This is a genomic window from Mesorhizobium erdmanii (assembly GCF_013170725.1).
GTDB classification, from domain to species: domain Bacteria; phylum Pseudomonadota; class Alphaproteobacteria; order Rhizobiales; family Rhizobiaceae; genus Mesorhizobium; species Mesorhizobium erdmanii.
Genome location: NZ_CP033361.1, coordinates 1,441,704 through 1,467,018, shown reverse-complemented (window position 1 = coordinate 1,467,018; position 25,315 = coordinate 1,441,704). Strand labels below are relative to the sequence as shown.

The window sequence follows — 25,315 nt, the reverse complement described above, 5'->3', positions numbered from 1 at the left end:
GGTCGACTCGGCTGAAAGGATGTTAGAGCCAATGTCGGCGATGACCATATCCCGACGCGAAAAGTTGATGCTCCGGCATTTCCGGATCACCATCCCGCGATGCCCCGGCATGAGGTCCGAAAAAAGCAAAAAGGCCGGCACGGAGCCGACCTTTCCTTCCACCGGTAGTGCGCCAGTACATCCGTGGTCGCGCGGTGAATTCCAGACAGTAGACAGGGCTTTGGTTAACGAATCCTTAAGCTGAAGCCTTTGCCTGCGACCTCACATAGGCGATGTAGCCACGCACGTCGCCGGCCGGCTCGGCATAGGCCTTGCCGAGCTTCTTCTCGATCGCTGCCATGTACTCTTTCGCCCATTTGGGCAGCGCGTAGTCGATGACCGCCAGAAACTCGAGCGTCGCCGCCAGCCGGATGTCGGCGATCGACGGGTGCTTGCCGCCGATGAACGGCTTGCCGTCCCGGAAGAAGCTGTGGAAGACCTCCAGCGGCTCGGCGATCGCGGCCATCGCTGCCTTCTGCGCTTCCGACTTCTTGTCAGGATGGGCATCGCTGTGGCCGACCTCGCCGGCATAGTGCGGGAAGCCCAGCGCCGGATAGGTGGCGCGCGCTACATAGGGGTAGAGCGTTCCGATCAGGTAGAACATGGCGCTGTCGACCATCGCCCGCTTGGCCGGCGCCTTCGGATAGAATTTCTCCAGCCCGTGCTTGTTGGCGAGATACTGCATGATGGCGCAACTTTCCCAAAGCACCCCCCTGGGCAGGCCCTTGTCCTCGATCATCGGCGTCAGGTGCGCAGGATTGCGCGCGATGTACTCGGGCGAGCGCGTGTGACCCCAGGCGTCGGTCTCGGCGGCGTCGAAGCCGGCCGCTCGGGCAAACACCCGCACCGCCATGTTGTTGACGCTCGGCTTCAGCATGGAGAGCTTCAGCGCTGGCTTTTTCGCCGGCTTGGCCTTGGCGGTCTTGGGCGCCGACTTTCCGGCTGCCGGCTTTGCCGAGGCCGTTTTTGCTGCTGGCTTGGCGACGGCTTTCGGCTTTACCTTTACCGCTGATTTGCCAGCACTCTTGGTCACTGTCTTTGCCATTGTGGTCCTCCCTCTGTCTTCGTTGGCCGTCAGTATGGATTCTTTGGCGCCCGGTCGTCCGACAAGGTCGCGCGGGAGCTCTCGACAAGCGCCTGGATTGCGTCGGCAAGGTGCGCCTCGGCAATGTTGTAGTCGCCACGTGCAACGCGCAGCCTGTGCGCTCGCATCAGCACTTCGGCATGCGTGAAACCCGCCGGCGGCTCGAAGCGGTAGGAGGCGAGTTCGATCAGCAGGCCGAGCGGATCCTCGAAGTAGATCGAATCCATGAAGCCGCGATCCTTGACGCCGCTGTGCTTGATGCCGCGCTCGTCGAGCCGGGAGACTGCCTGCAGGAAGGTGACCCGCGACACCGAAAAGGCGATGTGGTGCACGCAACCCGGATCGGTGGGCGTGCGCCGCTTCTGCGGCGTGCGGCTCTCGTCGGTGAAGATGGTGATCAGCCGGCCGTCGCCCGGATCGAAATAGAGATGGCTCTCGCTGGCCTTGTCGAGGTTGGGCTGCTCGAAGATGAACGGCATGCCGAGCACGCCTTCCCAGAAATCGATCGAGGTCTGGCGCCCGGCGCCGACCAGCGTGATGTGGTGGACGCCCTGCGCTTGCAGTTTCTGCATTGGCCCTCTCCCCGCGGCATCGGTTGCCCCTCAGGATCTGCCTGGCACCCGGCGTTCTGCGCGCCGCTTCGGCCGTGCCTCGAAATCCATGACATGATGCTAATGCAATCGGCCGCGCCGCGCCAGCGGCGGCAAGCCTTATCGTCGCAAGACGGTGAAACCGCTTTTGGCCGCAAAAGCCTGCAGATCTTTTCAAGGGATGGACGATCGTGATGCGAAAGCCGCCTCGTCACATCCTGGCTGAAGGAGAGACTAAGCGACGGCCCTAAGTTCAGGTTCCGCCAGCGCTCCCAGGCCGCCGCACTCGGTGCAGGTGACGGTCTTGCCTGGGCAATTGGTCTGGTGCGTTCCTTGCGGGCAGCAATGCCCTTTCGACGCACTCCATCTGGAGCAATCGAAAACCTTGCCGCCGCCATGGCAGCGCGAGCACATCATCTTTACCGAGGCCATTCCAACTCTACCCGACCCAAAATCCGCCGTCCGCGGACGCTACCCTCACACGCCAAGTAACAGAGATTGCTGCGCTTTCAAGCGTTGCGGCCTGACTTAAATTGGGTGGATTCGGGCCAGTTGATCGTCGGGTTTTCGCGGGCTTTGCGAACCCTCCCGCCAAGCACAACCCACGCGCGTGGGTGCCTGGATGGTGTTCGATGATTTGGGAGATCAACGATCAAATCGCGTGCTTGGTACGCCCAAGGAGAATCGAACCCCTGTTCCCGCCGTGAGAGGGCGGTGTCCTGACCGCTAGACGATGGGCGCGCTCAAGAACCGGCGATATAGGCTGACGGCCGGGAAAAAGCAACTGGGCTTTGGCGGCTTTACCAGATCGAATGAAACGCCGCCCGCGGGGGTTACCGCTTCGGCTCGATCAGGTCCCAGAGATTGCCGTGCAGATCGGCGAAGACCGCCACTGTCCCATAGGGCTCGAAACGCGGCGCCTCGCGGAATTCGACGCCCTTTTCCAGCATCGCCGCGTGGTCGCGCGCAACGTCATTGGTTTCGAGAAACAGGAAGACCCGGCCGCCGGTCTGGTTGCCGATGCTCTGTCCTTGTGTCTCGTCGGACGCCTCGGCCAACAGCAGCCTGGCGCCCTGACCGTCGGCTGGCGCCACCGTGACCCAGCGCTTGCCGCCGCCGAGATCGACGTCTTCGAGGAGCAGGAAACCCAGCCGCTCGACATACCAGGCGATCGCCGCGTCATAATTGGCGACGACCAGCGCTACGGTTGCGACACGGCGATGTTCGGCAAAGCCTCTCATTTGTTGCGAATTGCGAACTGGCCGATCACACGGCGCTCGGCGATATCATAGACGAAGATCGCGCGACTGCCGTCGGTGAGTTCCGCATCGATCGAGACGCGATTGCCCGACAGCGACTGGCTGATCACTTTGGCACCGACCGGCAGCACGATGTCGCCGCTCAGGGGCTCGCCGGCTGGCACTTGGATGTCACCGGCCAGCGGCGGGGCCACCGGTGGCGCCTTGCGGGCTTTGTAGACAATCGCCGCGATCACCACCATAAGAGCCAGCAACAGCAGGCCGAGATTGATGGCCATGAAGCGGACGAGCTTGCCACGCATCTTTTCGACTTCGGGGTCGAGCGGCTTTTCCTCGGCTTCGGAGACTTCATCGGCATTGGGCCGGGCCATGGCAAATATTCCGGAACGGTTTTTCGATGAGCGCTCATAGCGAAGAGGCACCCCAATTGATAGAGGACGAATTCGCCGAGGCCGAGCCGACCGTGCTGGTCGCGGGCGCGGATGCGTCCGGCCAACGTCTCGATCAATGGCTGGCCGCTCAGCTTGGCCCCGACATGTCGCGCAGCCGCGTGCAGATGCTGATACGGCAGGGCGCGGTTTCCATCAACGGCAAGCCTGTCGAAGAAACCAAGCGCAAGATGACCCCAGGCGAAAGCGTATCGGTTGCCATGCCGGAGCCCGAGCCGGCCGAACCGCAGGGCGAAAATATCGCGCTCGATGTGCTCTACGAGGACGACGCGCTGATCGTCATCAACAAACCGGCGGGGCTGGTCGTGCATCCCGGCGCCGGCAACTGGACCGGCACGCTGGTCAACGCGCTGATCCATCATTGCGGCGACAGCTTGTCGGGCATTGGCGGCGTGCGCCGGCCGGGTATCGTGCACCGTCTCGACAAGGAGACCAGCGGCGTCATGGTGGTTGCCAAGACCGACCGCGCTCATAAGGCGCTGTCCGAAGCCTTCGCCGACCATGGCCGGACCGGCGATCTCGAGCGCGCCTATCTGGCTTTGGTCTGGGGCATACCGCAAAGACCGACCGGGACGGTCGACGCACCGCTTGGCCGCGCCGCCGACCGGGTGCGCCGTGCCGTGGTGCCGGAAGGCCGCGACGACGCCCGCCACGCCGTCACCCACTTTGCCGTTCAGGAGCGTTTCGGCGAAAAACAGCGGGAGTTCGCCACGGCAAGCCTGGTCGAATGCCGGCTGGAAACCGGCCGCACCCACCAGATCCGCGTCCACATGGCCCATATCGGCCATCCTGTCATCGGCGACCCGGACTACGGCCAGGCCTTCCGCACCAAGGCCAACCGGCTGCCGGAACCCCTGAAAAGTCGGGTCAAAGCATTTTCCCGGCAAGCTTTGCATGCCTGGCTCCTTGCATTTCGCCATCCCGATACCCATCTACCGATGAGGTTCGAGGCGCCGATACCGGGGGACATGGAGGAACTCGTCGGCGGCTTCCGCGATTTTTGAACCCGCCATCAACTGGCTCGAAACCAGCCATCAAAAAACCTGACTGGCATTGTTCACTTCAGCGTGACACACTGTTTCGTGTTGAACAAATGTCTGTCTTTTCTGGTTTTGTTCCTGTATAAGATCTGATGTCGCGAGCGAGCCTTTTGGTGCTCGCGTCACATGCCCGCCGCGTTTCGGGGGCATCACTCTAATAGAGAGGGGGCGCTATCATGGCCCAGTCACTACCCAGTATCGTTTCCGGCGAAGGCGGCCTCAGCCGCTATCTGGAAGAAATCCGTCGCTTTCCCATGCTTCAGCCGCAGGAAGAGTACATGCTCGCCAAGCGTTATGCCGAGCATGAAGACACCTCCGCCGCGCACAAGCTCGTCACCAGCCATTTGCGGCTCGTTGCCAAGATCGCCATGGGCTATCGCGGCTACGGCCTGCCGATCGGCGAGGTGATCTCGGAAGGCAATGTCGGCCTGATGCAGGCCGTCAAGAAATTCGAACCCGAGCGTGGCTTCCGCCTCGCGACCTACGCCATGTGGTGGATCAAGGCCTCGATCCAGGAATACATCCTGCGCTCGTGGAGCCTGGTCAAGATGGGCACGACCGCCAATCAAAAGCGCCTGTTCTTCAACCTGCGCAAGGTGAAGGGCAAAATCCAGGCGCTGGATGACGGCGACCTCAAGCCTGACCAGATCGCCGAGATCGCCACGCGGCTGAACGTTTCCGAGGCCGAGGTGGTGTCGATGAACCGCCGCTTGTCCGGCGACGCGTCGCTCAACGCCCCGATCCGGGCGACGGAAGGCGAGTCCGGCGAATGGCAGGACTGGCTGGTCGACGACCACGAAAGCCAGGAAGAAATGCTGATCGAGCAGGACGAGCTGGAAAACCGGCGCGGCATGCTGTCGGGCGCTCTTGCGGTGCTCAACGATCGCGAGCGGCGCATCTTCGAGGCTCGTCGCCTCGCCGAGGAGCCGCTGACGCTGGAAGAGTTGTCGGCCGAATTCGACATCAGCCGCGAGCGCGTGCGCCAGATCGAGGTGCGCGCCTTCGAGAAGGTGCAGGATGCGGTCAAGGCCGCCGCCAAGCGCCAGACCCAGGCCCTGCGCACCATCGAGGCGCAGCCGGCGGCTTAAAAAGTCGGCTTCGGCAACGAAACACAAAGGCGGCGTCAGGAAACTGGCGCCGCCTTTTTTGTTACCGGCGACGCAGTGTCCAGCCGATAGATGGGTACCAGTTTGAACCGGATACATGGGTAACAGTTCTCCCCCTTATGATGGGTTCGCCGCCGCGCCAGGCGGTTTGGTTGGTGTGGCGCTTCGGCGAACCAGTTTCATGTGCTTGTGGTCGATGAAGCCGAGCGGATGGGCATAGAAGCGCATCGCCCATTCGCCGTTCTCAGTCTCTTCGATGGCAATCGGCTCGCCTGCCAGCGTGGCCGAGACGTAGATTTCGGCGCCCTGCCATTTGACGGCGCCGTTCTGGCGCACGCTGCGCACCGCCGCCTCGGCCGGATAATCCGGCTCGGGGGGCTTCCTGGGCATGGGACGGGTTGAGGGACAATAATGCTGTGATGGGGTGCCCATGCCAAGCGCCTCGTGCGGGCGCTCTTCATTGTAGCTGCGCCGGAAGGCCTCGAAGGCCTGGGCTTGAGCCGCCCTGTCGGCCTCCGGTGCCTTGGCCATCGGCAGCATGGTCAAATGGAAACGCTCATGGCGCCCGTTCTGCTGCGGCTTGCCCGGTTGGATGCGCTCAAGGGCGATGCCGAGCTTGATGAAGCGCGCCGCAAGCGGCGTCAGCCCGGCGACGCCGGCCGACGCAAATGGCGAGCCATTGTCGCTTCTGAACCGATCCGGCAGGCCGTTCTCCTCAAACAACCGCTCAAACACAGGCCAGGCTTCTTCATCCGCCGTCGAGCTTGTTGCCTCGAGCCCCAATAGGTAGCGGCTCGACACATCCATCACCGTCAGCGGTTCGCAACGCCATCCGTCGCGGGTCCGGAACCAACCCTTGTGGTCCCCGGTCCACACCGCGTTCGGCTCCGAAGCTTCCGGCCATGGCCCATTGCCTGCCGCCTTCCAGCGTTTGCGCCTACGCCCCACAAGTCCATGCCGCCTCAGAATCTCACCGGCCGTCGAGACCGCAGGCCAGCCGCAGCAGGGCTCCGCTCGCTTGAGCCTGGCCATGATCTTCTTGGGCCCCCACAGCGGGTGGATCTCCTTCATAGCCACGATCCGCCCCACCAAATCCTCGGCCGTCGCCCGGCCGTGATTGAGCGGCGCTCGCGGCCGATCGTGCAAACCTTCCGGACCAAACTCCCGATAACGCCCTAGCCATTTGTAGCCGCTCTTGCGCGAGATGCCGTAGGCCGCACACAGCTGCGTCATCGTCTCCTCGCCAGAAAGGCAGTCCACAACAAACCGGAGCCGCTCATCCATGATGCCAGTCTCTCGCCAAACCATCGCCGGTCCTCCCGGCGGACAAGAAAACTGTCACCCATCTAATCAGTCCATTCTGTTACCTATCTATCCGGTTCGGACAGCAGCCGCTTTCTCCCCGTCACTATACGGGGAGAAATGTCCGGCAGGACAATGAGGGGCGGCGCTGAGGTTGCCAGGTTCTTGCCAGTGCAGCAGCACATGCCGGACATCATCATCAACGCTGGCGCCGCCCCTCATCCGGCTGCCGCCACCTTCTCCCCGTATAGTGACGGGGAGAAGGGACAAACCTCAAAGCCCATCCAGCGGAAACTTCAGATACCGCCTTCCATTGGCTTCCGGCTCCGGCAGCCTGCCGCCATTCATGTTGACCTGCAGCGCATGCAGGATCAGCCGCGGCATTGGCAATGTCTTGTCGCGTGCCTCGCGCAGCGCCACGAACTCGGCCTCGCCGCGCGCGGCGACGAGATGAATGTTGCTGGCCTTCTGCAAGGCAACCGTGCTTTCCCACAAGGGCTCGCGGCCGCCGGCCTGGTAGTCATGGCCGACGAAGACGCGCGTCGCGTCCGGCAATGCCAGAATGTCCTGGATCGAGCGCCATAGCCGTGCGGCACTGCCCCCGGGAAAATCCGCCCGCGCTGTGCCGCTGTCGGGCATGAACAGCGTGTCATGGACGAAGGCGGCGTCGCCGATCACATAGCTGATCGAGGCCAGCGTATGACCGGGTGAGAACAGCACCTTGACCGGCATGGTCCCGATCCGGAAAGTCTCGCCCTGCGTAAACAGCCGATCCCACTGCGAACCGTCGGCGGGAAAATCCGGCCAGTTGTAAATCACCTTCCACAGCTTCTGGACGTCGACGACCCTGTCACCGATCGCCGTCGGCGCTCCGGTCTTCTGCTTCAGGTAGTGCGCGGCCGAGAAATGATCAGCATGCGGATGGGTGTCGAGAATCCACTCGAGCTCGAGCCCGCTTTCCCCGATGAAATCGAGCAGGACGTCGGCGCTCTTCGTACCGGTTGCGCCGGATTTCTCATCGAAGTCGAGGATCGGATCGATGATGGCGCACCGCTTCGTCGCCGGATCGGTGACGACATACTGGATGGCCCCGGTCGGCTTGTCATAAAAGCCCCTGACCTCAGGTCTTGCCAAAGCCACGTCCAACCGAGCTCTCCAACCTCAGCCGGCAGGAACGATTTTCTCCGCCGGACCCCAACGGGAGCATGGTTGTCCGCCAAAGTGGGCCAGTCAAGCATGACTTGGCCCGCCAGGTCGGAAAAGGCAAAATCCGTTCCGTGATCTGCCTCAGGCCGACGGCTGCTTGGTCTTCCTGAGATAGGGCAGGATGGTCTCGAACGCCCCGAAGCGCTTGATCGCATCCTCGTTGGAAACCGCGGCCGTGATGATGACGTCCTCGCCCTGCTTCCAGTTGGCCGGCGTCGCCACCTGATGCTTGGCGGTAAGCTGCATGGAATCGACCGCACGGAGGATCTCGTCGAAGTTGCGGCCCGTGGTCATCGGGTAGGTCAGCACCAGCTTGATCTTCTTGTCCGGCCCGATCACATAGACCGAACGCACCGTGGCGTTGTCGGCTGGCGTGCGGCCTTCCGAGGTTTCGCCGGCGCCGCCGGGCAACATGTCGTAAAGCTTGGCGACCTTGAGGTCCTTGTCGCCGATCAGTGGATAGTGCACCGTTTGGCCGGTCGCCGTCTTGATGTCGGCCTGCCACTTGTCGTGGCTGGCAACCGGATCGACGGAGATGCCGATGATCTTGACGTTGCGCTTCTTGAACTCACCTTCCAGCCCCGCCATCGTGCCAAGCTCGGTCGTGCAGACCGGGGTGAAGTTCTTCGGATGGCTGAACAGGATCGCCCATCCGTCACCGATCCAGTCATGGAACTTGATTGACCCTTGCGTGGTCTCGGCGGTGAAATCCGGCGCAATATCGTTGATACGAAGGCTCATGGCACATCTCCCCTGTAACTAATCCCGTCGGCGCGGCAGGCCTCAATCAAGGCGCGCCTGCTCCGGCCCGCCGTATATTAGCGCAAAAATCGCGACTGCAAGATAATATGAAACTCTTGTCGGCGGCGGAATGAGCATTTTCATGCTGCCGATGGCATCGGCGCAAGGGGCTTCCAGTTGCATGGGAAGGCTTGGGCCGGCTCAGGCCTTGTTGATCGCCAGCGTCGCAGTCAGATCTTCCATGCGTTGCGCTAATGCGCCGAGCGCGCTTGTCATCACGCTGTCGCTCTTGTCGGCCTTGGTCAGCGCCTCGTCGCGCGTCTTGCGCAAGGTCAGCACTTCGCTTTCCATACCCTTCACGCGTTTCTGCAGCTCAGAGAGTTCGTCCATCACCATGATGCCGGCCATGACGGTCAGCCGCTGGTCGCCGATCTCGCCAAAGGAATCCTTCAGGTGCGAGACATAGCGGTCGAAGCGCTCGGCAAGGTCTATCAGATGCTCTTCCTGGCCTTCGTCGCAGGCCATGCGGTACTGTTTGCCGTCGATTGAAACCGTGACCTGTGCCATGGGCCAGCTCCTATCTGTCCAACACGGCGCGGATGGTTTCCATGGCGGTCACCAGCCGTCGCGAGACTTCCTTGTTGGCGTCCTCCAGCCGTTCGGCGCGCGCTTCGGAATTGTCGAGTTCCTGCGCCAGCCGGGAACGGTCGGCATTCATCCGCTGCACTTCGGCCTCGGCTTCCGAGTAGTCGCGTTCATGCTCGAGCTTGGCCGCGACGGCGCTTTCCAGCCCCTCGATGGCCTTTCCCAGCCTGGCGATGACTTCTTTGAGCGTGGTTTCCCCGGTCATGGCCTTCGTCCTGCCCTGCCCATCACCGAATCGTTCGTGTTCAGAACGCGTTATGTCGGAAACATTAGGCACCGGGTGAAGGCGACGTCAACAAAGCTCTCGCGACTGTCCCCTGCTAACGCTAATGTAGGTCGCTTCACCAAGTCTCAACGCCATCACAAGAGTGGCAAATCTGCACCCGATTTGTTGACTAAAAGCCCGCGCCTGCTATGTGTCGCGCACCCTTTTCAAGGGCTCTCCCAAGCCCTCAAACCCCCACCCTGGAGGAACCATGACGTCGCGTGAACAACATGACCGGATGGCCAATGCGATCCGTTTTCTCTCCATGGACGCCGTCGAGAAGGCCAATTCCGGCCATCCCGGCCTGCCCATGGGCTGCGCCGACATTGCCACGGTGCTGTTCACCCGCTTCCTGAAATTTGACGCCAAGGCTCCGCACTGGGCCGACCGTGACCGCTTCATCCTGTCGGCCGGCCATGGCTCGATGCTGCTCTATTCGCTGCTCTATCTGACCGGCTACGAGGACATGACCCTCGACCAGATCAAGAATTTCCGCCAGCTGGGATCCAAGACCGCCGGCCATCCCGAATACGGCCACGCCACCGGTATCGAGACGACGACCGGCCCGCTTGGCCAGGGCCTCGCCAATTCGGTCGGTTTCGCCCTCGGCGAGCGCATCATGAACGCCGCCTTCGGCAACGACCTCGTCAGCCACTACACCTATGTGCTGGCCGGTGACGGCTGCCTGATGGAAGGCGTTTCCCAGGAAGCCATCGCGCTGGCCGGGCATTTGAAGCTCAACAAGCTGATCGTCTTCTGGGACAACAACAACATCTCGATCGACGGTCCGGTCTCGCTTGCCGACAACACCGACCAGGTCGCCCGCTTCCAGGCCTCCGGCTGGAACGCCAGCCATATCGACGGCACCGATCCGGAAGCGATCGCCTACGCCATCGAAGCCGCCCGCCATTCCGACAAGCCGACCATGATCGCCTGCAAGACGACCATCGGTTTCGGCGCCCCGACCAAGGCCGGCACCAACAAGGCGCACGGCTCGCCGCTCGGCGCCGACGAGATCGCCGGCGCGCGCAAATTCTTCAACTGGGAATCGCCGCCCTTCGAGATTCCGGCCGACATCCTCGACGCCTGGCGCACTGCCGGCAAGGCCGGCGCCAAGCCGCGCGCCGACTGGGAAGGCCGCCTCGCCAAGGCCGAACCGAAGCTGAAGGCCGAGTTCGAGCGCCGCCTTTCCGGCAAGCTGCCGTCCAATTTGGACGCCGTCATCGCCGACTACAAGAAGAAGCTCTCGGCCGACAAGCCGAAGGTGGCGACGCGCAAATCGTCGGAAATGGCTCTGGAAGTCATCAACGGCGCCGTGCCGGAAACCATCGGCGGTTCCGCCGACCTGACCGGCTCCAACAACACCAAGACCAGCCAGACCAAGAACATCACGCCGGACGATTACGGCCAGCGCTATGTCCATTACGGCATCCGCGAGCATGGCATGGCGGCCGCCATCAACGGCCTGACGCTGCATGGCGGCCTCATCGCCTATGGCGGCACCTTCATGTGCTTCTCCGACTATGCCCGCCCGTCGATGCGGCTTTCCTCGCTGATGGGCATCCGCTCGATCTTCGTCATGACCCATGATTCCATCGGTCTGGGCGAAGACGGCCCGACCCACCAGCCGGTCGAGCACCTGGCGGCTCTGCGCGCCATCCCCAACCACAATGTCTTCCGTCCGGCCGACGCGGTGGAAACCGCCGAATGCTGGCAGATCGCGCTCGAATCCGAAAAGACGCCGTCGACCCTGGCGTTGACCCGCCAGAATCTGCCGACGGTCCGCACCGAGCATTCGGCCAAGAATCTGAGCAGCCAGGGCGCCTATGAACTGGCCGCGGCCAGCGGCGAGGCGGCAGTGACGATCTTCGCCACCGGCTCCGAGGTCGAGATCGCGCTCGGCGCCCGCGACCTGCTCGAGAAGCACGGCCACCCGACCCGCGTCGTGTCGGTACCTTGCTTCGAACTGTTCGATCAGCAGAGCGAGGCCTATCGCAAGAAGACTATCGGCAACGCGCCGATCAAGATGGCGATCGAGGCCGGCATCCGCCAGGGTTGGGATCATCTTATCGGCTCGGACGGCATCTTTGTCGGCATGCATGGCTTTGGCGCTTCGGGCACCATCGAGCAGCTCTATCCGCATTTCGGCATCACCGCCGAAGCGGCCGCGAAGGCGGCGGAGACCCGCCTGCACGGCAAGTGATATTGATGTCCGGCCCCGAGAACCGCTCTGGCGTTTCGCGGGGCTGGACCAACCTAATCGATTTAAATTCGGCCCTCTGCGGCTGGATTCTTGTGCCGTCCGCCGCTATGAAGCAGCGGATCCATCCGCCTTCCAGCTCCCAGGGAGAGAAAAATGACCGTCAGAGTTGCCATCAACGGATTCGGCCGCATCGGCCGCAACATCCTGCGCGCCATCCATGAATCCGGCCGCAAGGACATCGACGTCGTCGCCGTCAACGATCTCGGTCCGGTCGAGACCAATGCCCACCTCTTGCGCTACGACAGCGTGCACGGCCGCTTCCCTCACGAGGTGTCCGTCGATGGCGACCAGATCACCGTCGGCAAGGAGAAGTTCAAGGTTACCGCCATCAAGGATCCGACGCAGCTGCCGTGGAAGGAACTCGGCGTCGACATCGCGCTCGAATGCACCGGGATCTTCACCGCCCGCGACAAGGCCGCCGCGCACCTGACCGCCGGCGCCAAGCGCGTGCTGGTCTCGGCACCCGCCGACGGCGCCGACCTGACCGTCGTCTACGGCATCAACCACGACAAGCTGACCAAGGACCACATCGTCATCTCGAACGCGTCGTGCACCACCAACTGCCTGGCGCCGCTGGCCGCAGTGCTGCACGACACGGTCGGCATCGAAAAGGGCATGATGACGACGATCCACTCCTACACCGGCGACCAGCCGACGCTGGACACCATGCACAAGGATCTCTACCGCGCCCGCGCCGCCGCCCTGTCGCAGATCCCGACCTCGACGGGTGCGGCCAAGGCGATCGGCCTTGTGCTCCCCGACCTCAAGGGCAAGCTCGACGGCATCTCGATCCGCGTGCCGACCCCGAACGTCTCGGTCGTCGACTTCAAGTTCATCGCCAAGCGCGCCACCACGGTGCAGGAAATCAACGAAGCGGTGATCGCCGCCTCGAACGGCAGGCTGAAGGGTATTCTCGGCGTCACCCATCACCCGAACGTCTCGATCGACTTCAATCATGATCCGCGCTCGTCGATCATGGCGCTCGACCAGACCAAGGTGATGGACGGCAACTTCGTTTCGGTGCTGTCCTGGTACGACAATGAGTGGGGTTTCTCCAATCGCATGGGCGATACCGCCGTCGCCTTCGGCAAGACCATCGCCTGATCGCGGGCTCTCGTCTCACGACTTTGCAAACGCCCGGCTTTGCCGGGCGTTTTCATTTGCCGAGGCAGCAACAAAAATCAGCGGTGTAGGCCAAAAACCACCCTCCCGCCTTGCACTGGTCACGCCTTCGCCCCACTCTGCCGTAATCCAGGAGACAGACGAATTTGAGGGGCTGATTTAAGAATGGAGCATGCGATCTACCTCGTCACGCTGGTCGGCACGGCGCTCGTTGTCGCCGCGGCGTTTTCGAGCCTGATCGCCTTTCGCTTCGGCGCCCCCCTCCTGCTGCTGTTTCTCTGCATCGGGCTTGCCACCGGCACCGACGGCCTCGGCATCGAATTCGACAATGCTCGCATCGCTTATTTTGCCGGCTCATTGGCGCTGGCCGTCATCCTGTTCGATTCGGGTTTCGGTACGCCGCTCAACGCTTTGCGGCAGGCGGCGGGGCCGGCCCTGTCGCTAGCGACTGTCGGCGTGCTTCTCACCACTGGGCTGTTCGGCGCCGCCGCCTACTATCTGCTCGACTTGAGTTGGCTGGAATCCTTCCTGCTCGGTGCGGCCGTCGCCTCGACCGATGCGGCGGCCGTGTTCTTCCTGCTGCGCGCCGGCGAGATCAATCTGCGCGAGCGCGTACGCTCCACGCTCGAAGTCGAATCCGGCACCAACGACCCGATCGCCATCTTCCTGACCATCACCCTGGTCGAAGTCATCGCCGCGCACGCCAACCCCGAAGCCAATGTCCTCCTCACCAGCCTTATCCTGGGCTTCCTCGTCAACATGGGCCTTGGCGCCCTTGTCGGCGTGCTCGGCGGCTTGGCCATCGTGCGTCTCGTCGACCGGCTCAATCTCGACCATGGCCTGCTGCCTATCTTCGTGCTGACGCTGTCGCTGATGGTCTTTGCCGCCGCCGGCGCGATCGGCGGCTCCGGCTTCCTGGCGGTCTATATCGCCGGACTCATTGCCGGCAATTCCGACATCCGCGCCGTCACCATTCTCAAGCGCTTCCAGGACGGCATGTCGTGGCTGGCGCAGATCATCATGTTCCTGATCCTCGGCCTGTTCGCGACCCCATCGCAATTCCCGGCGATCATGGTGCCGGCTATCGCGCTTGGCCTGTTCCTGATGTTTGTCGCGCGGCCCATCGCCGTCTGGCTCTGCCTGGTCCCCTTCCGCCTGCCCCGTCCCGAAGTCGCCTTCGTCTCCTGGGTCGGCCTGCGCGGCGCCGTCTCAATCCTGCTCGCCATCACCCCCCTGCTCGGCGGACTGGAGAATGGCCGCACCATCTTCAACGCCGCCTTCATCATCGTGCTGGTGTCACTGATCATCCAGGGCTGGACAGTCGGCCCGCTGGCGCGTCGCCTCGGCCTCATCGTGCCGGCGCGCCTCGGCCCTCTCGACAAGGTCGAACTCGAATTGCCGGGCTCCGCCCATCACGAACTTCTTGCCTATCGTGTGGCGCATGGCAGCCCGGTGGCGCGCGGTGAGCGCATTCCACGTTGGGCACGGCCCTCGCTGGTGCTGCGCGACGGCCGCTCGATGCGCTTCCAGGACATGGGACGGCTGGCCGCCGGCGACCAGGTCTACATCTTCGTGCCGGACCGCTATCCGCGCCTGCTCGACAAGCTGTTTGCCAGCCGTGCGGTGGTCGACCCCGAGGATGCCGATTTCTTCGGCGCCTTCGCCGTCGATCCGGCCCGCTCGGCCGAGGAACTGGAGGCCGCCTATGGGCCGGGCCTAAGCGAGGCCGAGCGCAAGCTGACCGTCGGCGCCTTGGTCACGGCACGTCTCGGCGGCCATGCCGAATATGCCGACCGCGTGCTGATTGGCCCGATCGAGCTGATCGTCAGGGATGTCGACGACAAGGGCAGAATCACGGGTCTCGGCCTCTCCTTCGAGCCGACGGCGCCGGTCGCGCGGGTTCCGGTGTTCCTCAGCGCCGGCGAAATGGGCGACCGTCTGGGCGCCTTTGTCCGCAACTGGCGCAAGCCAACCGAGACGCAAGAAGCGCCACGGACAGATGAGACCCCGGAGCCACCGGTCGAAAAGGCAACGACCGGCAGCTGACGAGAGCGATCGTTCGCCCTGCCCATCCGCGTGGGCGATCTTCACGGACTATGTCCCCGCCCGCCTCAAAATTTCGCACCGCCATCCCAGCCAAAGCCTTGCATCGTCGTTGATGCGAGGTATGGTCCCGGCGATTTTCCCGAGGAAAGGAACCGGCATGGCCGCCTTCAAGACACTGGACGATATCGGCAACATCAGCGGCAAGCGCGTGCTGGTGCGCGTCGACCTCAACGTTCCCGTCGCCGACGGCAAGGTCACCGACGCCACCCGCATCGAACGCATCGCGCCGACCATCGCCGAACTGTCGGGCAAAGGCGCCAAGGTCATCCTGCTTGCCCATTTCGGCCGACCCAAGGATGGCCCCTCGCCCGAATTCTCGCTTGAGCCGATCGCCAGGGCGACGGCGCAGGTGCTCGGCCGTCCCGTCGGCTTTGCCTCGGATTGCGTCGGCGACACGGCGGGAAGCGCGGTCGCGGCCATGAACAAGGGCGACGTGCTTCTTCTCGAAAACACCCGTTTCTACAAGGCCGAGGAAAAGAACGACCCGGCCTTCACCGAAAGGCTCGCCGCCAATGGCGACATCTTCGTCAACGACGCCTTTTCAGCCGCCCACCGCGCCCACTCCTCGACCGAGGGGCTGGCGCATCTTTTGCCTTCCTTTGCCGGCCGCACCATGCAGGCCGAACTCGAGGCGCTGGAGAAGGGCCTGGGCAATCCGGTCCGCCCTGTCGTTGCCATTGTCGGCGGCGCCAAGGTCTCGACCAAGATCGACCTGTTGATGAACCTGGTGAAGAAGGTCGACGCGCTGGTCATCGGCGGCGGCATGGCCAACACGTTCCTGGCCGCGCGCGGCACCGATGTCGGCAAGTCGCTGTGCGAGCATGACTTGGCCCCGACAGCCAAGCAGATCATGATCGAGGCGGCCGAGGCCGGCTGCGCCATCATCCTGCCGGTCGATGGCGTCGTCGCCAGGGAATTCAAGGCAGGCGCTGCCTGCGAGACCGTCGCCATCTCCGACGTGCCTGCCGATGGCATGATCCTGGATGTCGGCGCCAAGACCGTGACGACGATCGGCGAATGGATCGACCGCGCCGCGACGCTGGTCTGGAACGGTCCGCTCGGCGCCTTCGAGATCGCCCCGTTCGATCACGCCACGGTGGCGGCGGCAAAACACGCCGCGGCGCGCACCAAGGCCGGCAAGCTGGTCTCGGTCGCCGGTGGCGGCGATACGGTGGCGGCCCTCAACCACGCCGGTGTCGCCGACGACTTCACCTATGTCTCGACCGCCGGCGGCGCCTTCCTGGAATGGATGGAAGGCAAGCCGTTGCCCGGCGTCGACGTGCTGAAGCGCTGAGGCAATTCTCGGCCCAAGCAACGATCCGATCAACTCAAAGCGAGCCGGCGGCGGCGCCGGCACCTTTCAATCGATTCGAGCTTTCCGATGCCATTCCTTTGGCGGTAGACTTCCGTTAAGCGCGGAACGAACCCCTCCAGGAGAAGCATGATGAGCGAACGTCTCGAAGACATTGCCGCCGCGATCGTCGCCAATGGCAAGGGCCTGCTGGCCGCCGATGAAAGTTCCGGCACGATCAAGAAGCGCTTCGACGTGATCGGCGTCGAATCGACCGCAGACAGCCGCCGCGATTATCGCGAGATGATGTTTCGCGCCAAGGACGCGATGACCAAGTATATTTCCGGCGTCATCCTCTATGACGAGACGATCCGCCAGAAGGCCGCCGACGGCACGCCGCTGGTCGACATCATCAAGGCGGCAGGCGCCATCCCCGGCATCAAGGTCGATGCCGGGGCCAAGCCTCTGGCCGGCTTTCCCGGCGACACCATCACCGAGGGCCTCGACGGCCTGCGCGAACGCCTTGCCGACTACTACAAGCTTGGCGCCCGCTTCGCCAAATGGCGCGCGGTGATCGACATCGACATCGCCAAGGGCGTGCCGTCGGCGACCTCTATCGGCTCCAACACCCATGCGCTTGCCCGCTACGCCGCCCTTTGCCAGGAAGCCGGCATCGTGCCGATCGTCGAGCCGGAAGTGCTGATGGACGGCGCCCATTCGATCGACACGTGCTACGAGATCAGCAAGATGACGTTGCTTAAGCTCTACAACGAGCTCTACGCGGCGCGCGTCGTGCTCGAAGGCACGATCCTGAAGCCCAACATGGTGCTGTCGGGCAAGAAGTCGGGCACGGTGGACAGTCCCGAAAAGGTCGCCGAGATGACCATAAAACTGTTCCGCGAGACGGTGCCGGCGGCGGTCCCTGGTATCGCCTTCCTTTCCGGCGGCCAGGAGGACGAGGAAGCGACCGCCAACCTCAACGCCATCAACGCCATCGGCCCGCATCCGTGGAAGCTGACCTTCTCCTACGGCCGCGCGCTGCAGGCCGCCCCGCAGAAGGCTTGGAGCGGCAAAGCATCGAACGTCGCCGCCGGCCAGGCCGCCTTCACCCATCGCGCCCACATGAATTATCTGGCCGCGCTTGGAAAATGGCAGGCAAGCCTCGAACAAGCCGCCTAACCCCCAGCTCGTCCCTTTCGCTTCGAACCCGGGCCCATGCGCCCGGGTTTTTGTCGGGCATGCCGGACTTGGGTCCGAGCGTGTCCATTCTTATCTCCCTTCTGGTAAAAACAGACGGCGATGTCGGTTTTTGCCCATCCCGAACGTCCTTGGGGTGCAGACAGGGAGAGGCTCATGCATCGCAACAAGGCCGTTTCGCGCGAAGACTGGTTCCGGGCGCACAAGGCGCATCTGGCCCGCGAGAAGGAACTGACGCGGTTGCGCGCGCGTGTTGCGGCCGAACGGCGGGAACTGCCTTGGCTGAAAGTAAGGAAGGACTACGTCTTCGAGACGGAGCAGGGGCCGAAGAAACTGGCCGATCTTTTCGCCAACCTCAGCCAGTTGATCATCTATCACTTCGTGTTCGCGCCGGGCTCCACGCATCACTGCGAAAGCTGTGCCTTCGTCGCCGACCATATGGACGGCGCCAACCGGCATCTGAGACATCACGACGTGTCGCTCGTCGCCGTATCACGGGCGCCGCTTGCGGAGCTGCTGCCCTACAAGCAGCGCATGGGCTGGACGTTCGATTGGGTATCTTCCTATGCCTCGGACTTCAACTTCGACATGCAGGTATCCTTCACCGACAAACAGATCGCATCCGGCGAAGCCGTCTATAATTTCGAAACACCGGTGCTGACGTCGAAGGACCTGCCCGGCACCACTGTCTTCCACAAGGGCGAAACCGGCGACATCTTCCTGACCTTCATGTCACGGGCACGTGGCAGCGAGCAGTTCATCGGCGCCTATCAATATCTCGACATTGTTCCGAAAGGCCGCGACGAAACCGGTCCTTACCGGACCTTCATGGACTGGGTACGGCTGCACGATGAATATGGAAACAGGTCGCAACCGGACGACGCGCGCCTTTAGCGCAATTCCAGGAAAAGTGTGACGCGGCTTTCCCTTGGGAATTGCGTCAACACAAACAGTTGGAGCGGTTTGCCGTTTCGTGAAACGGTGAACTGCTCCAAGGCACCGGTCGGCGACGCTAGGGCACGTTCACGGCGGACCAAACATGCGCTAAGCCTGCCGCAAATCGTTCGACGGTATCGCCATGCGCTTCCCCGCCTTTCTCACCTGGCTCGCCTTCCCCATCTATGTCTGGCAGGGATTGGGCGTTCGCCGTCGCACCTCGCGCATGCTGCCGGCACACGGACCGGTCATGCACGACCTTGCCGGCGAGGCGCCGGCGGTCTCGCTTCTGGTGCTGGGTGATTCCTCGGCCGCGTCGGTCGGCATCGGCAATTCCGAGGATGGGCTTGCCGCGCAGCTCGCCACGCTGATGTCGCAACGCACCGGCCGCGCCGTGCGCTGGCGCGCCGCCGGCTTCAATTCGGCGACGTCGGGCCAGATTCGCGACCATGTCCTGCCCAATCTGTCGGCCGATCCGTGGACGCATATCGTGCTCGCCATCGGCACCAACGACACCAAGAATTTCCATTCGGTGCCGCGCTTCAAGAAAGAGTTCGGCGGCCTGCTCTACGCACTGCGCGCCAAATGGCCGGAGGCGCGGGTGGTGTGGTCGCCGGTGCTGGAGTTCACGCGGGCGCCGGCCATGCCGCCGCTGCTCGGCAAGATCCTCGAAATCCGCGCGACCGCGATGAACCGGATGGGCGAACGCCTCTGCCTGGAGCGCGGCGCGGTGCCGGCGCCGCGCCTGCCGATCACAAATCCCGAAGAGGGTTTCGCCTCCGACGGATTCCATGCCTCGGAAGCAGGCTACCGGGCCTGGGCGGAACATCTCGTCGACCAGCTGCTTGCCGGCTGACTTTGCCGCGCCAGTCCTGTCATGCGCAGGAACCGCTCTAAGTCAAATGCCCGAGCACGGCCGCCAGCGAGATCGCCGCCATGGCGAGCAACGCCAGCTTCCAGAAATCGCTGCGGCGCTTGAGCCCGGGCCAGCCGATCGGTTTGATCAGCTGGATGACCATGAAACCAATGATCACAAGGGCAAGGAGTTTCGTCATGCCGCCTTTGACCAGCAACGCGGCTGGCTGTCAAAGCGGTTCGTTCGGTCGCCGACACACAACTGACGCCGCGTTCTCCAATCGGAACGCGGCGCGGTTGCCGAAAGAGCGGTCTACTTCAGCGGCTTGAGGCCGGCCTCGATCGAGGCGCGCTTCGGTTCGAGGAACGGTGGCAGTGCCAGGCTTTCGCCGAGCGTCTCCAGCGGTTCATCGGCGGTGAAGCCCGGCCCATCGGTAGCGATCTCGAACAGGATGCCGTTCGGCTCACGAAAATAGAGCGAGCGGAAGTAGTAGCGCTCGACCTCGCCGCTCGACGGCAGGCGGAATTCGGCCAGACGAGCGGTCCACCCATGCAGCGTCTCCTCGTCTGGCGCCCTGAAGGCCACGTGGTGAACCGCACCGGCGCCTTGCCTTGCGGGCGCCAGCCCGGGCTGCACGGCGACATGCAGTTCCGCCGCCGGCCCGCCCGCGCCCATTTCGAAAACGTGAACCTGACCCTCGCCGTCCGGCGAGGCATAGTCACGGACTTTGCGCATGTCCATCACCCTGGTCAGCACCGCCTCGGTGTTGGTGATGTCGGGAACGCTGATGACGATCGGCCCGAGCCCACGGATCTGGTGCTCGGCTGGGACCGGGCTCCGTGCCCAGGGGTGGCTGCCGCCCTTGCCCCCATCGCTGACGAGACGTAGGCGCTGGCCTTCGGGATCTTCGAAATCCAGCGATGGATAGCCACCTATATCGGCGACCTCTCCTGTCGGGATGTTTTCGCTCGTCAAATGCCGCTTCCACCAGGCAAGGCTTTCCAGACTACCGACCCTGAGGCTGGTTCGCGCGATGCTGTGTGTGCCGCGCCGTTCGCGGCCAACCGGCCAGTCGAAGAAGGTGAGGTCGGTGCCTGGCGTCGCTTCGCCGTCGGCGTAGAAAAGGTGGTAGGCCGATGTGTCGTCCTGGTTCACCGTCTTCTTGACCAGCCGCAGGCCCAGCACCCTCGTGTAGAAGTGAAGATTACCGGGCGCATTGGCTGATATGGCGGTCAGATGGTGGATTCCTGTCAGTTGCAGGTTCATGGTCGTCTCCCTGGCTTTGGGGAAGAATTTTCTCCTTTCATATCAGAACTCCGGCCCCGCCGCTGAAGGCCGCCGATCCTGACAGTTAGTCGCCATGCGATGAACAATATCTCTCCGACTGTCGATCAATTGGTGAACAATCAGCGCCCGCGGACCTGCCGCGGCGGGGCATAATAGCAGCGGGGAACACCCCTCTCCCTCGGGCGACGCGCCAAACGGAATTATCCTCGTCCGCCCTGCCATCCTCCTGACAGACTGCTGTCAGGAGGGGTGTGCGATACTGCCTTCAGTCAGAGAGAGGAGAATAGCCATGAACGGTTTCACCATTCTGCGCGGCATGCAGCACTATGTCGGCAAGGTTCGCACCATGCGCAACGAAATCCGCACGCAGCGTTTCATGAACGCGCTGCCTGCCGACATCCGCAAGGATATCGGCTGGCCGGATATGTATGCGGAGCGCCGCTCCCACGGCAGTTGAGGCCAATTTTCGGCGTCGATATTGGACATGACCGCGCCAATGCCCAAATATGGGTTCGGCGGGCCGGGGGATGGAGCGAGCTTATGCCCGATCAAAAGTCAATCGGCTTCCTTTTCATCGAAGGTTTCGCCGACTGGGAGTATGGACTGCTTGCGGCCTCGGCGGTCGAATGGTTCGGCGCACGCGCCGTGTCGCTGACGCCTCAAGGCAAGCCGGTGACCGCGATCAGCGGTTTTCGGCTGACGCCCGACCGTTCGACAGCCGTCGAAGAGAATGCCGATCTCGATGCCGTCGCCGTCATCGGGTCCGACCAATGGGCGGGCAAGGCGCCCCCGGATGTCGCCAAACTGCTCAATGCCGTTGCAACGAGCGGCGGTGTCGTCGGCGGGATCTGCGCCGGAACGTTGGCGCTGGCCCGGGCCGGCATCTTCGAAGAAGCCAAGCATACCAGCAATGGCCGCGACTGGATCAACGGACATGAAGCCGGCTATGCCGGTGGTCTGAACTATCAAGACGTGCCGTATGCCGTCGCTGACGGCAAAGTCGTTTCCGCGCCGGGTTCGGCACCTGGCACCTTTGCCCTTGTCTTTCTGAACACGCTTTATCCCGAAAGAGCCAGCGATCTCGCCCAGATGCGAACGTTGTTCGTGAGGGAATATGCTGAAGCCTCCTGACAGAATGCTGTCAGGAGGTGCATGCGATGGTGGGGGAATGCGCATAGCCGGCCGAGAGGACGATCGATGAAAAGCTGGAACGACAGGCTGGACACGCCTGGCATCAACGGCGTGAAACCAACGCCTCGCACGATGGGTGACGTGGTCGAGGGGCAGCCGATGCTGGTGCCGACTGCTCGTCAGGTCGACGATTTCATCCGTTCAATTCCCGAGGGCGTCGAGATGGACATCCGTGCGTTGCGCACTGCCCTTGCCGTCGAACATGGCGCCGAAGTGACATGCCCGGTCACCATAGGCTATCATCTGCGCACGGTTGCCGAAGCCGCCAACGAAGACCTCGAGGGCGGCATGACGCTGAGCGATGTCGCACCCTTCTGGCGCGTGCTCGATGCCAGGACGCCGACAACGAAGAAACTGTCCTTCGGCGCGGAGTTCGTCGCCGCGCAGCGCAAGCGCGAAGGGCTCAAACCGTAATGCATGGCAACTGGAAGTGGACCCGGTCCCGGAGCCACAGCATGCATGGGAAGAACACTGGGGAAGCAAACGATGCGTCGCGCCGACAGGCTCTTTCAGATCGTGCAGCATCTGCGTGGTGGCCGTCTGGTCACCGCCCAGAAGCTCGGCACGTGGCTCGAGGTTTCCGAGCGAACGATCTATCGCGACATAGCCGACCTGCAGTCGACCGGAGTGCCGATCGACGGCGAGGCCGGTGTCGGTTACATGATGAGGGAGGGTTTCGACCTTCCGCCACTGATGTTCACGCGTGACGAGATCGTGGCGCTGGTTGCCGGCGCGCGGATGGTGCGCGCCTTTGGCGGCGCCGCGATGGCACGCGCCGCCGACGAGGCGTTGGTCAAGATCGGCGCCGTGCTGCCCGATGCCGAAAAGGACCGCATCGCCCGCACCGAGATTCATACACCGATGTGGGTGGTCAGCGACGCGGCCCGCGAGGCGATCGACTTGATCGAACGCGCGGTCGAAAAGCGCCAGGTGCTGACCGTTGACTACTCGGACGAGGCCGGCCGTAGCACCGCGCGCGACATCAGGCCGCTCGGCCTGTGGTTCTGGGGCAAGGTGTGGACGCTGGTCGCCTGGTGCGAGATGCGCGACGATTTCCGCGCCTTCCGCATCGACCGCATTGCCTCGGTGGTGATCGCCGGCCGCATCTTCAAGCCGGAGCGCGGCAAGCAGCTCGCCGACTTCTACCGCGCCGTGGAGCGCAGCGAGGACTACGGCATGGCGCCGGACCGCGTGGCGCGAAGCTGAGATTTGCCAGATCGCACAAAAAAGCCCGCTCGAAGCGGGCTTTTTCCTGGTCTGTCGCCGACCTCACTCGTCGTCGGCGTCTTCGTTCTTCGACTTCAGCGCCGATAGCTTGGCGAACACGGCGTTGGCGTCGAGTTCGGCATCCTCGTCCTTCGGCTTCTCGGGGGCGGGCACCAGCCGCTCGGTCAGGGCGGCGGGCAGCAGCGTGTCGCCAACCGGCTGCGCCTGCTCGCGGCCGCGCGAAGCGCGGTTGACTTCCATATCGAGGTCGATCTGCGAGGCGAGACCCAGCGTCACCGGGTCCATCGGCTGCAGATTGGCCGAGTTCCAGTGCTTGCGTTCGCGGATCTGCTCGATCGTCGACTTGGTGGTGCCGACGAGGCGCGAAATCTGCGCGTCCTTGAGTTCGGGGTGGTTGCGCACCAGCCACAGGATGGCGTTCGGCCGGTCCTGGCGCTTCGACAGCGGCGTGTAGCGCGGACCCTTGCGCTTCGATTCCGGCACCCGCACCTTGGGGTCGGAAAGCTTCAGGCGCTGGTTCGGGTCCTTCTCGGCACGCGCGATCTCGTCGCGGGTCAGCTGCCCGGTCATGATCGGGTCCATGCCCTTGATGCCTTGCGCCGATTCGCCGTCGGCGATCGCCTTGACCTCGAGCGGATGCAGCCCGCAGAACTGCGCGATCTGCTCGAAGGACAGCGCGGTGTTGTCGACCAGCCAGACGGCGGTCGCCTTGGGCATCAGCAGCGTATTGGCCATTTCCAGAAATCCTTCTCGTTCGCCCGCGTTCCCGCGCGGGCGGTGGTTTAGAGCCACCAAAATGGGAAATTCGCGGCCTGTATAACCGTTCCCGGGTCGTTTCGCAATGTTTTTGGATAGGCGCGGCAAGCGCGCTCGAATGCCTTGACCGCCGGCGACCTCAGCCGAAAGGACCGGCGCTTTTGAGCAGGGCGACGAGCTGGCTTTGCTGGCGCGTCCCGGTCTTGGCGAATATTCGTTCCAGATAGGTCCGCGCGGTTTTCTCCGTGATCTTGGAGCCGGCCGCCGCTGCCTTGAGCGCATGGCCTTGCGACAGTGCCGTGGCCAGCCGCGCCTCGGCTGGCGTCAGATCGAACAGTCCGGCAAGCAGCGTTGGCGAAGGCACAAGCGAACTGGCGCTGAGCGCCGTCGCCGCCACCAGAATGTCGGCACCCGAAAAGATCTCGTGCGCCGAACGGCGCAGCGGCAGCATGTGCAGGATCATCGGCGACCGGCTCTCCACGCCCTGCACCGGTATGGAGCGGACGGTCGGCTCCAGATCGTTGCGCGCGGCGACGATGGCCTGCTGGAACAGCCGATTGGCTTCGGCGTCGGCAATGGCCATGCCGCCAAAGGCGGTGGGCAGGAATAGCGAGGACAGGCTTTCGAACAACGCGTTGGCGACCATCACCCGCCCTTTCAGCGACAGCACTGCCGCCGGCAGGCCCATCGCCGTCATGGCGGTAACCGTTCCTTCGGCGCGTTCGAGGCCGAGCCGCCCCGCTATCAGGCCGGCGCGCGCCATGGCTGGCCGCAGGCTGTCGAGCACATCCAGGCTCTTCTGGTCATAGCTGCCTTCACCGAGCCGGCGCTGGAAGACGAAAATCGCCAGTTCGCCGCTCGGCATCGGTATCGCGGTGCAGGCATGTGCGCCGATGCCCATGGCGCGGAGCCGTTGGCGCACCGGATCATTCTCGATCTCGTCCGGTGTCAGGAAAGCCTCGACGTCGACGAAGCTCGCCGGCTGCAGCGCGCACATGCGCGAAACCGCTGTCGAGAACTGCAGCGTATCGCTCGCCAGCAATTCACGTTGCAGATCCTGCAGGAATTGGATCGCCCTGCCGCGAGCGGGCTGGTCGTCACCGAACAGAAACACGGCACCGCCCACGGAACCCGATACGGAATCGATGTCCTCCAGCACATCAGGCCAGAGATCCGGCACGAAGGCCGCCTCGTAGATCCTGTTCGTCAGGTCGTCGAGCATGGCATGAGCCTCTCCGGGCCGCCTCATCGTCCCCGACGTCAACATGTCAGAGTGGTCGCGGTCAATCATGGATAGGCAAAATGCCACGGAACGGCTCCGTTGGGGCGCCGTCGGTGGGACCGCTTCTCGTTGCTG

Annotated in this window: 26 protein-coding genes and 1 tRNA gene; 13 read left to right on the top strand and 14 right to left on the bottom strand. The window is 63.4% G+C overall.

Annotated features, from left to right (window positions below):
* Nucleotides 1-235: 235 nt before the first annotated feature.
* From EB233_RS07075 to EB233_RS07055, 5 genes are all read right to left on the bottom strand, one after another.
* Nucleotides 236-1,084: a glutathione S-transferase family protein gene (locus EB233_RS07075; protein WP_064990820.1), complete on the bottom strand. Its 849-nt coding sequence runs from the start codon at nt 1,082-1,084 to the stop codon at nt 236-238.
* 29 nt (nt 1,085-1,113) lie between these two features.
* Complete coding sequence (locus EB233_RS07070) at nt 1,114-1,695, bottom strand: VOC family protein (protein WP_064990821.1); 582 nt, start codon at nt 1,693-1,695, stop codon at nt 1,114-1,116.
* Between the two features lie 684 nt (nt 1,696-2,379).
* A tRNA-Glu gene (locus EB233_RS07065) sits at nt 2,380-2,454 on the bottom strand.
* Nucleotides 2,455-2,546: 92 nt separating this feature from the next.
* The gene (locus EB233_RS07060) at nt 2,547-2,954 is read right to left on the bottom strand and encodes a VOC family protein (protein ID WP_064990822.1); all 408 of its coding nucleotides are present in this window, start codon (nt 2,952-2,954) and stop codon (nt 2,547-2,549) included.
* Complete coding sequence (locus EB233_RS07055; protein WP_064990823.1) at nt 2,951-3,343, bottom strand: fimbrial protein; 393 nt, start codon at nt 3,341-3,343, stop codon at nt 2,951-2,953. The genes EB233_RS07060 and EB233_RS07055 overlap by 4 nt, the downstream gene beginning before the upstream one ends.
* Nucleotides 3,344-3,369: 26 nt before the next feature.
* On the opposite strand from EB233_RS07055, the gene EB233_RS07050 reads away from it, so the two are divergent.
* Both EB233_RS07050 and rpoH read left to right on the top strand, forming a co-directional pair.
* A complete protein-coding gene (locus EB233_RS07050; RefSeq protein ID WP_064990824.1) occupies nt 3,370-4,425 on the top strand; it encodes an RluA family pseudouridine synthase in 1,056 nt (351 codons plus the stop codon).
* A gap of 212 nt (nt 4,426-4,637) precedes the next feature.
* Entirely contained in the window at nt 4,638-5,549 is a 912-nt protein-coding gene (gene rpoH / locus EB233_RS07045; protein WP_027053961.1) for an RNA polymerase sigma factor RpoH, read from the top strand.
* 135 nt (nt 5,550-5,684) lie between these two features.
* Here rpoH and EB233_RS07040 read toward each other — a convergent pair whose 3' ends face one another.
* From EB233_RS07040 to EB233_RS07020, 5 genes are all read right to left on the bottom strand, one after another.
* Nucleotides 5,685-6,875: an integrase core domain-containing protein gene (locus tag EB233_RS07040; RefSeq protein ID WP_064990865.1), complete on the bottom strand. Its 1,191-nt coding sequence runs from the start codon at nt 6,873-6,875 to the stop codon at nt 5,685-5,687.
* A gap of 267 nt (nt 6,876-7,142) precedes the next feature.
* Entirely contained in the window at nt 7,143-8,015 is an 873-nt protein-coding gene (locus tag EB233_RS07035) for an MBL fold metallo-hydrolase (RefSeq protein WP_064989922.1), read from the bottom strand.
* 141 nt (nt 8,016-8,156) lie between these two features.
* Complete coding sequence (locus EB233_RS07030) at nt 8,157-8,816, bottom strand: peroxiredoxin (protein WP_027053959.1); 660 nt, start codon at nt 8,814-8,816, stop codon at nt 8,157-8,159.
* A 201-nt stretch (nt 8,817-9,017) separates the two neighbouring features.
* Nucleotides 9,018-9,383 (bottom strand): cell division protein ZapA, encoded by a 366-nt coding sequence (locus EB233_RS07025; RefSeq protein WP_064989921.1) that lies wholly within the window; start codon nt 9,381-9,383, stop codon nt 9,018-9,020.
* Nucleotides 9,384-9,393: 10 nt separating this feature from the next.
* Nucleotides 9,394-9,666 (bottom strand): DUF4164 domain-containing protein, encoded by a 273-nt coding sequence (locus tag EB233_RS07020; protein WP_010911918.1) that lies wholly within the window; start codon nt 9,664-9,666, stop codon nt 9,394-9,396.
* A gap of 271 nt (nt 9,667-9,937) precedes the next feature.
* On the opposite strand from EB233_RS07020, the gene tkt reads away from it, so the two are divergent.
* The 7 genes from tkt (at nt 9,938) to EB233_RS06985 (ending at nt 19,497) form a co-directional block, all read left to right on the top strand.
* The gene (gene tkt, locus EB233_RS07015; RefSeq protein WP_064989920.1) at nt 9,938-11,929 is read left to right on the top strand and encodes a transketolase; all 1,992 of its coding nucleotides are present in this window, start codon (nt 9,938-9,940) and stop codon (nt 11,927-11,929) included.
* Between the two features lie 153 nt (nt 11,930-12,082).
* On the top strand, nt 12,083-13,093 hold the full coding sequence (gap, locus tag EB233_RS07010) for a type I glyceraldehyde-3-phosphate dehydrogenase (RefSeq protein WP_064989919.1): 1,011 nt from the start codon (nt 12,083-12,085) through the stop codon (nt 13,091-13,093).
* Nucleotides 13,094-13,276: 183 nt separating this feature from the next.
* Nucleotides 13,277-15,157: a potassium/proton antiporter gene (locus EB233_RS07005; RefSeq protein ID WP_064989918.1), complete on the top strand. Its 1,881-nt coding sequence runs from the start codon at nt 13,277-13,279 to the stop codon at nt 15,155-15,157.
* Between the two features lie 157 nt (nt 15,158-15,314).
* Nucleotides 15,315-16,511 carry a phosphoglycerate kinase gene (locus tag EB233_RS07000; RefSeq protein WP_027053954.1) on the top strand — a complete coding sequence of 399 codons (1,197 nt, stop codon included), beginning with the start codon at nt 15,315-15,317 and terminating at the stop codon, nt 16,509-16,511.
* A gap of 150 nt (nt 16,512-16,661) precedes the next feature.
* Nucleotides 16,662-17,687, top strand: a complete 1,026-nt coding sequence (locus EB233_RS06995) for a class I fructose-bisphosphate aldolase (protein WP_064989931.1) — start codon at nt 16,662-16,664, stop codon at nt 17,685-17,687.
* A 174-nt stretch (nt 17,688-17,861) separates the two neighbouring features.
* Entirely contained in the window at nt 17,862-18,599 is a 738-nt protein-coding gene (locus EB233_RS06990) for a DUF899 domain-containing protein (RefSeq protein ID WP_064989917.1), read from the top strand.
* Nucleotides 18,600-18,783: 184 nt separating this feature from the next.
* Entirely contained in the window at nt 18,784-19,497 is a 714-nt protein-coding gene (locus EB233_RS06985) for an SGNH/GDSL hydrolase family protein (RefSeq protein ID WP_064989916.1), read from the top strand.
* A 37-nt stretch (nt 19,498-19,534) separates the two neighbouring features.
* Here EB233_RS06985 and EB233_RS06980 read toward each other — a convergent pair whose 3' ends face one another.
* Together EB233_RS06980 and EB233_RS06975 are read right to left on the bottom strand one after the other, a co-directional pair.
* Entirely contained in the window at nt 19,535-19,696 is a 162-nt protein-coding gene (locus EB233_RS06980) for a hypothetical protein (protein ID WP_081294108.1), read from the bottom strand.
* A 113-nt stretch (nt 19,697-19,809) separates the two neighbouring features.
* Nucleotides 19,810-20,763: a ring-cleaving dioxygenase gene (locus tag EB233_RS06975; RefSeq protein ID WP_064989915.1), complete on the bottom strand. Its 954-nt coding sequence runs from the start codon at nt 20,761-20,763 to the stop codon at nt 19,810-19,812.
* Between the two features lie 310 nt (nt 20,764-21,073).
* On the opposite strand from EB233_RS06975, the gene EB233_RS06970 reads away from it, so the two are divergent.
* From EB233_RS06970 to EB233_RS06955, 4 genes are all read left to right on the top strand, one after another.
* Nucleotides 21,074-21,241: a hypothetical protein gene (locus tag EB233_RS06970; protein ID WP_081294104.1), complete on the top strand. Its 168-nt coding sequence runs from the start codon at nt 21,074-21,076 to the stop codon at nt 21,239-21,241.
* An 83-nt stretch (nt 21,242-21,324) separates the two neighbouring features.
* Nucleotides 21,325-21,915 (top strand): DJ-1/PfpI family protein, encoded by a 591-nt coding sequence (locus tag EB233_RS06965; protein WP_064989914.1) that lies wholly within the window; start codon nt 21,325-21,327, stop codon nt 21,913-21,915.
* Between the two features lie 66 nt (nt 21,916-21,981).
* Nucleotides 21,982-22,389, top strand: coding sequence for a hypothetical protein (locus tag EB233_RS06960; RefSeq protein ID WP_064989913.1), 408 nt, complete (start codon nt 21,982-21,984; stop codon nt 22,387-22,389).
* 72 nt (nt 22,390-22,461) lie between these two features.
* Nucleotides 22,462-23,181 carry a helix-turn-helix transcriptional regulator gene (locus EB233_RS06955; RefSeq protein ID WP_027031515.1) on the top strand — a complete coding sequence of 240 codons (720 nt, stop codon included), beginning with the start codon at nt 22,462-22,464 and terminating at the stop codon, nt 23,179-23,181.
* Nucleotides 23,182-23,244: 63 nt separating this feature from the next.
* Here the strand turns inward: EB233_RS06955 and EB233_RS06950 are convergent, their stop codons facing one another.
* Together EB233_RS06950 and EB233_RS06945 are read right to left on the bottom strand one after the other, a co-directional pair.
* Nucleotides 23,245-23,937, bottom strand: coding sequence for a DUF1013 domain-containing protein (locus EB233_RS06950; protein WP_044548374.1), 693 nt, complete (start codon nt 23,935-23,937; stop codon nt 23,245-23,247).
* Nucleotides 23,938-24,097: 160 nt separating this feature from the next.
* Nucleotides 24,098-25,180, bottom strand: coding sequence for a helix-turn-helix transcriptional regulator (locus EB233_RS06945; protein ID WP_064989912.1), 1,083 nt, complete (start codon nt 25,178-25,180; stop codon nt 24,098-24,100).
* Nucleotides 25,181-25,315: the final 135 nt, after the last annotated feature.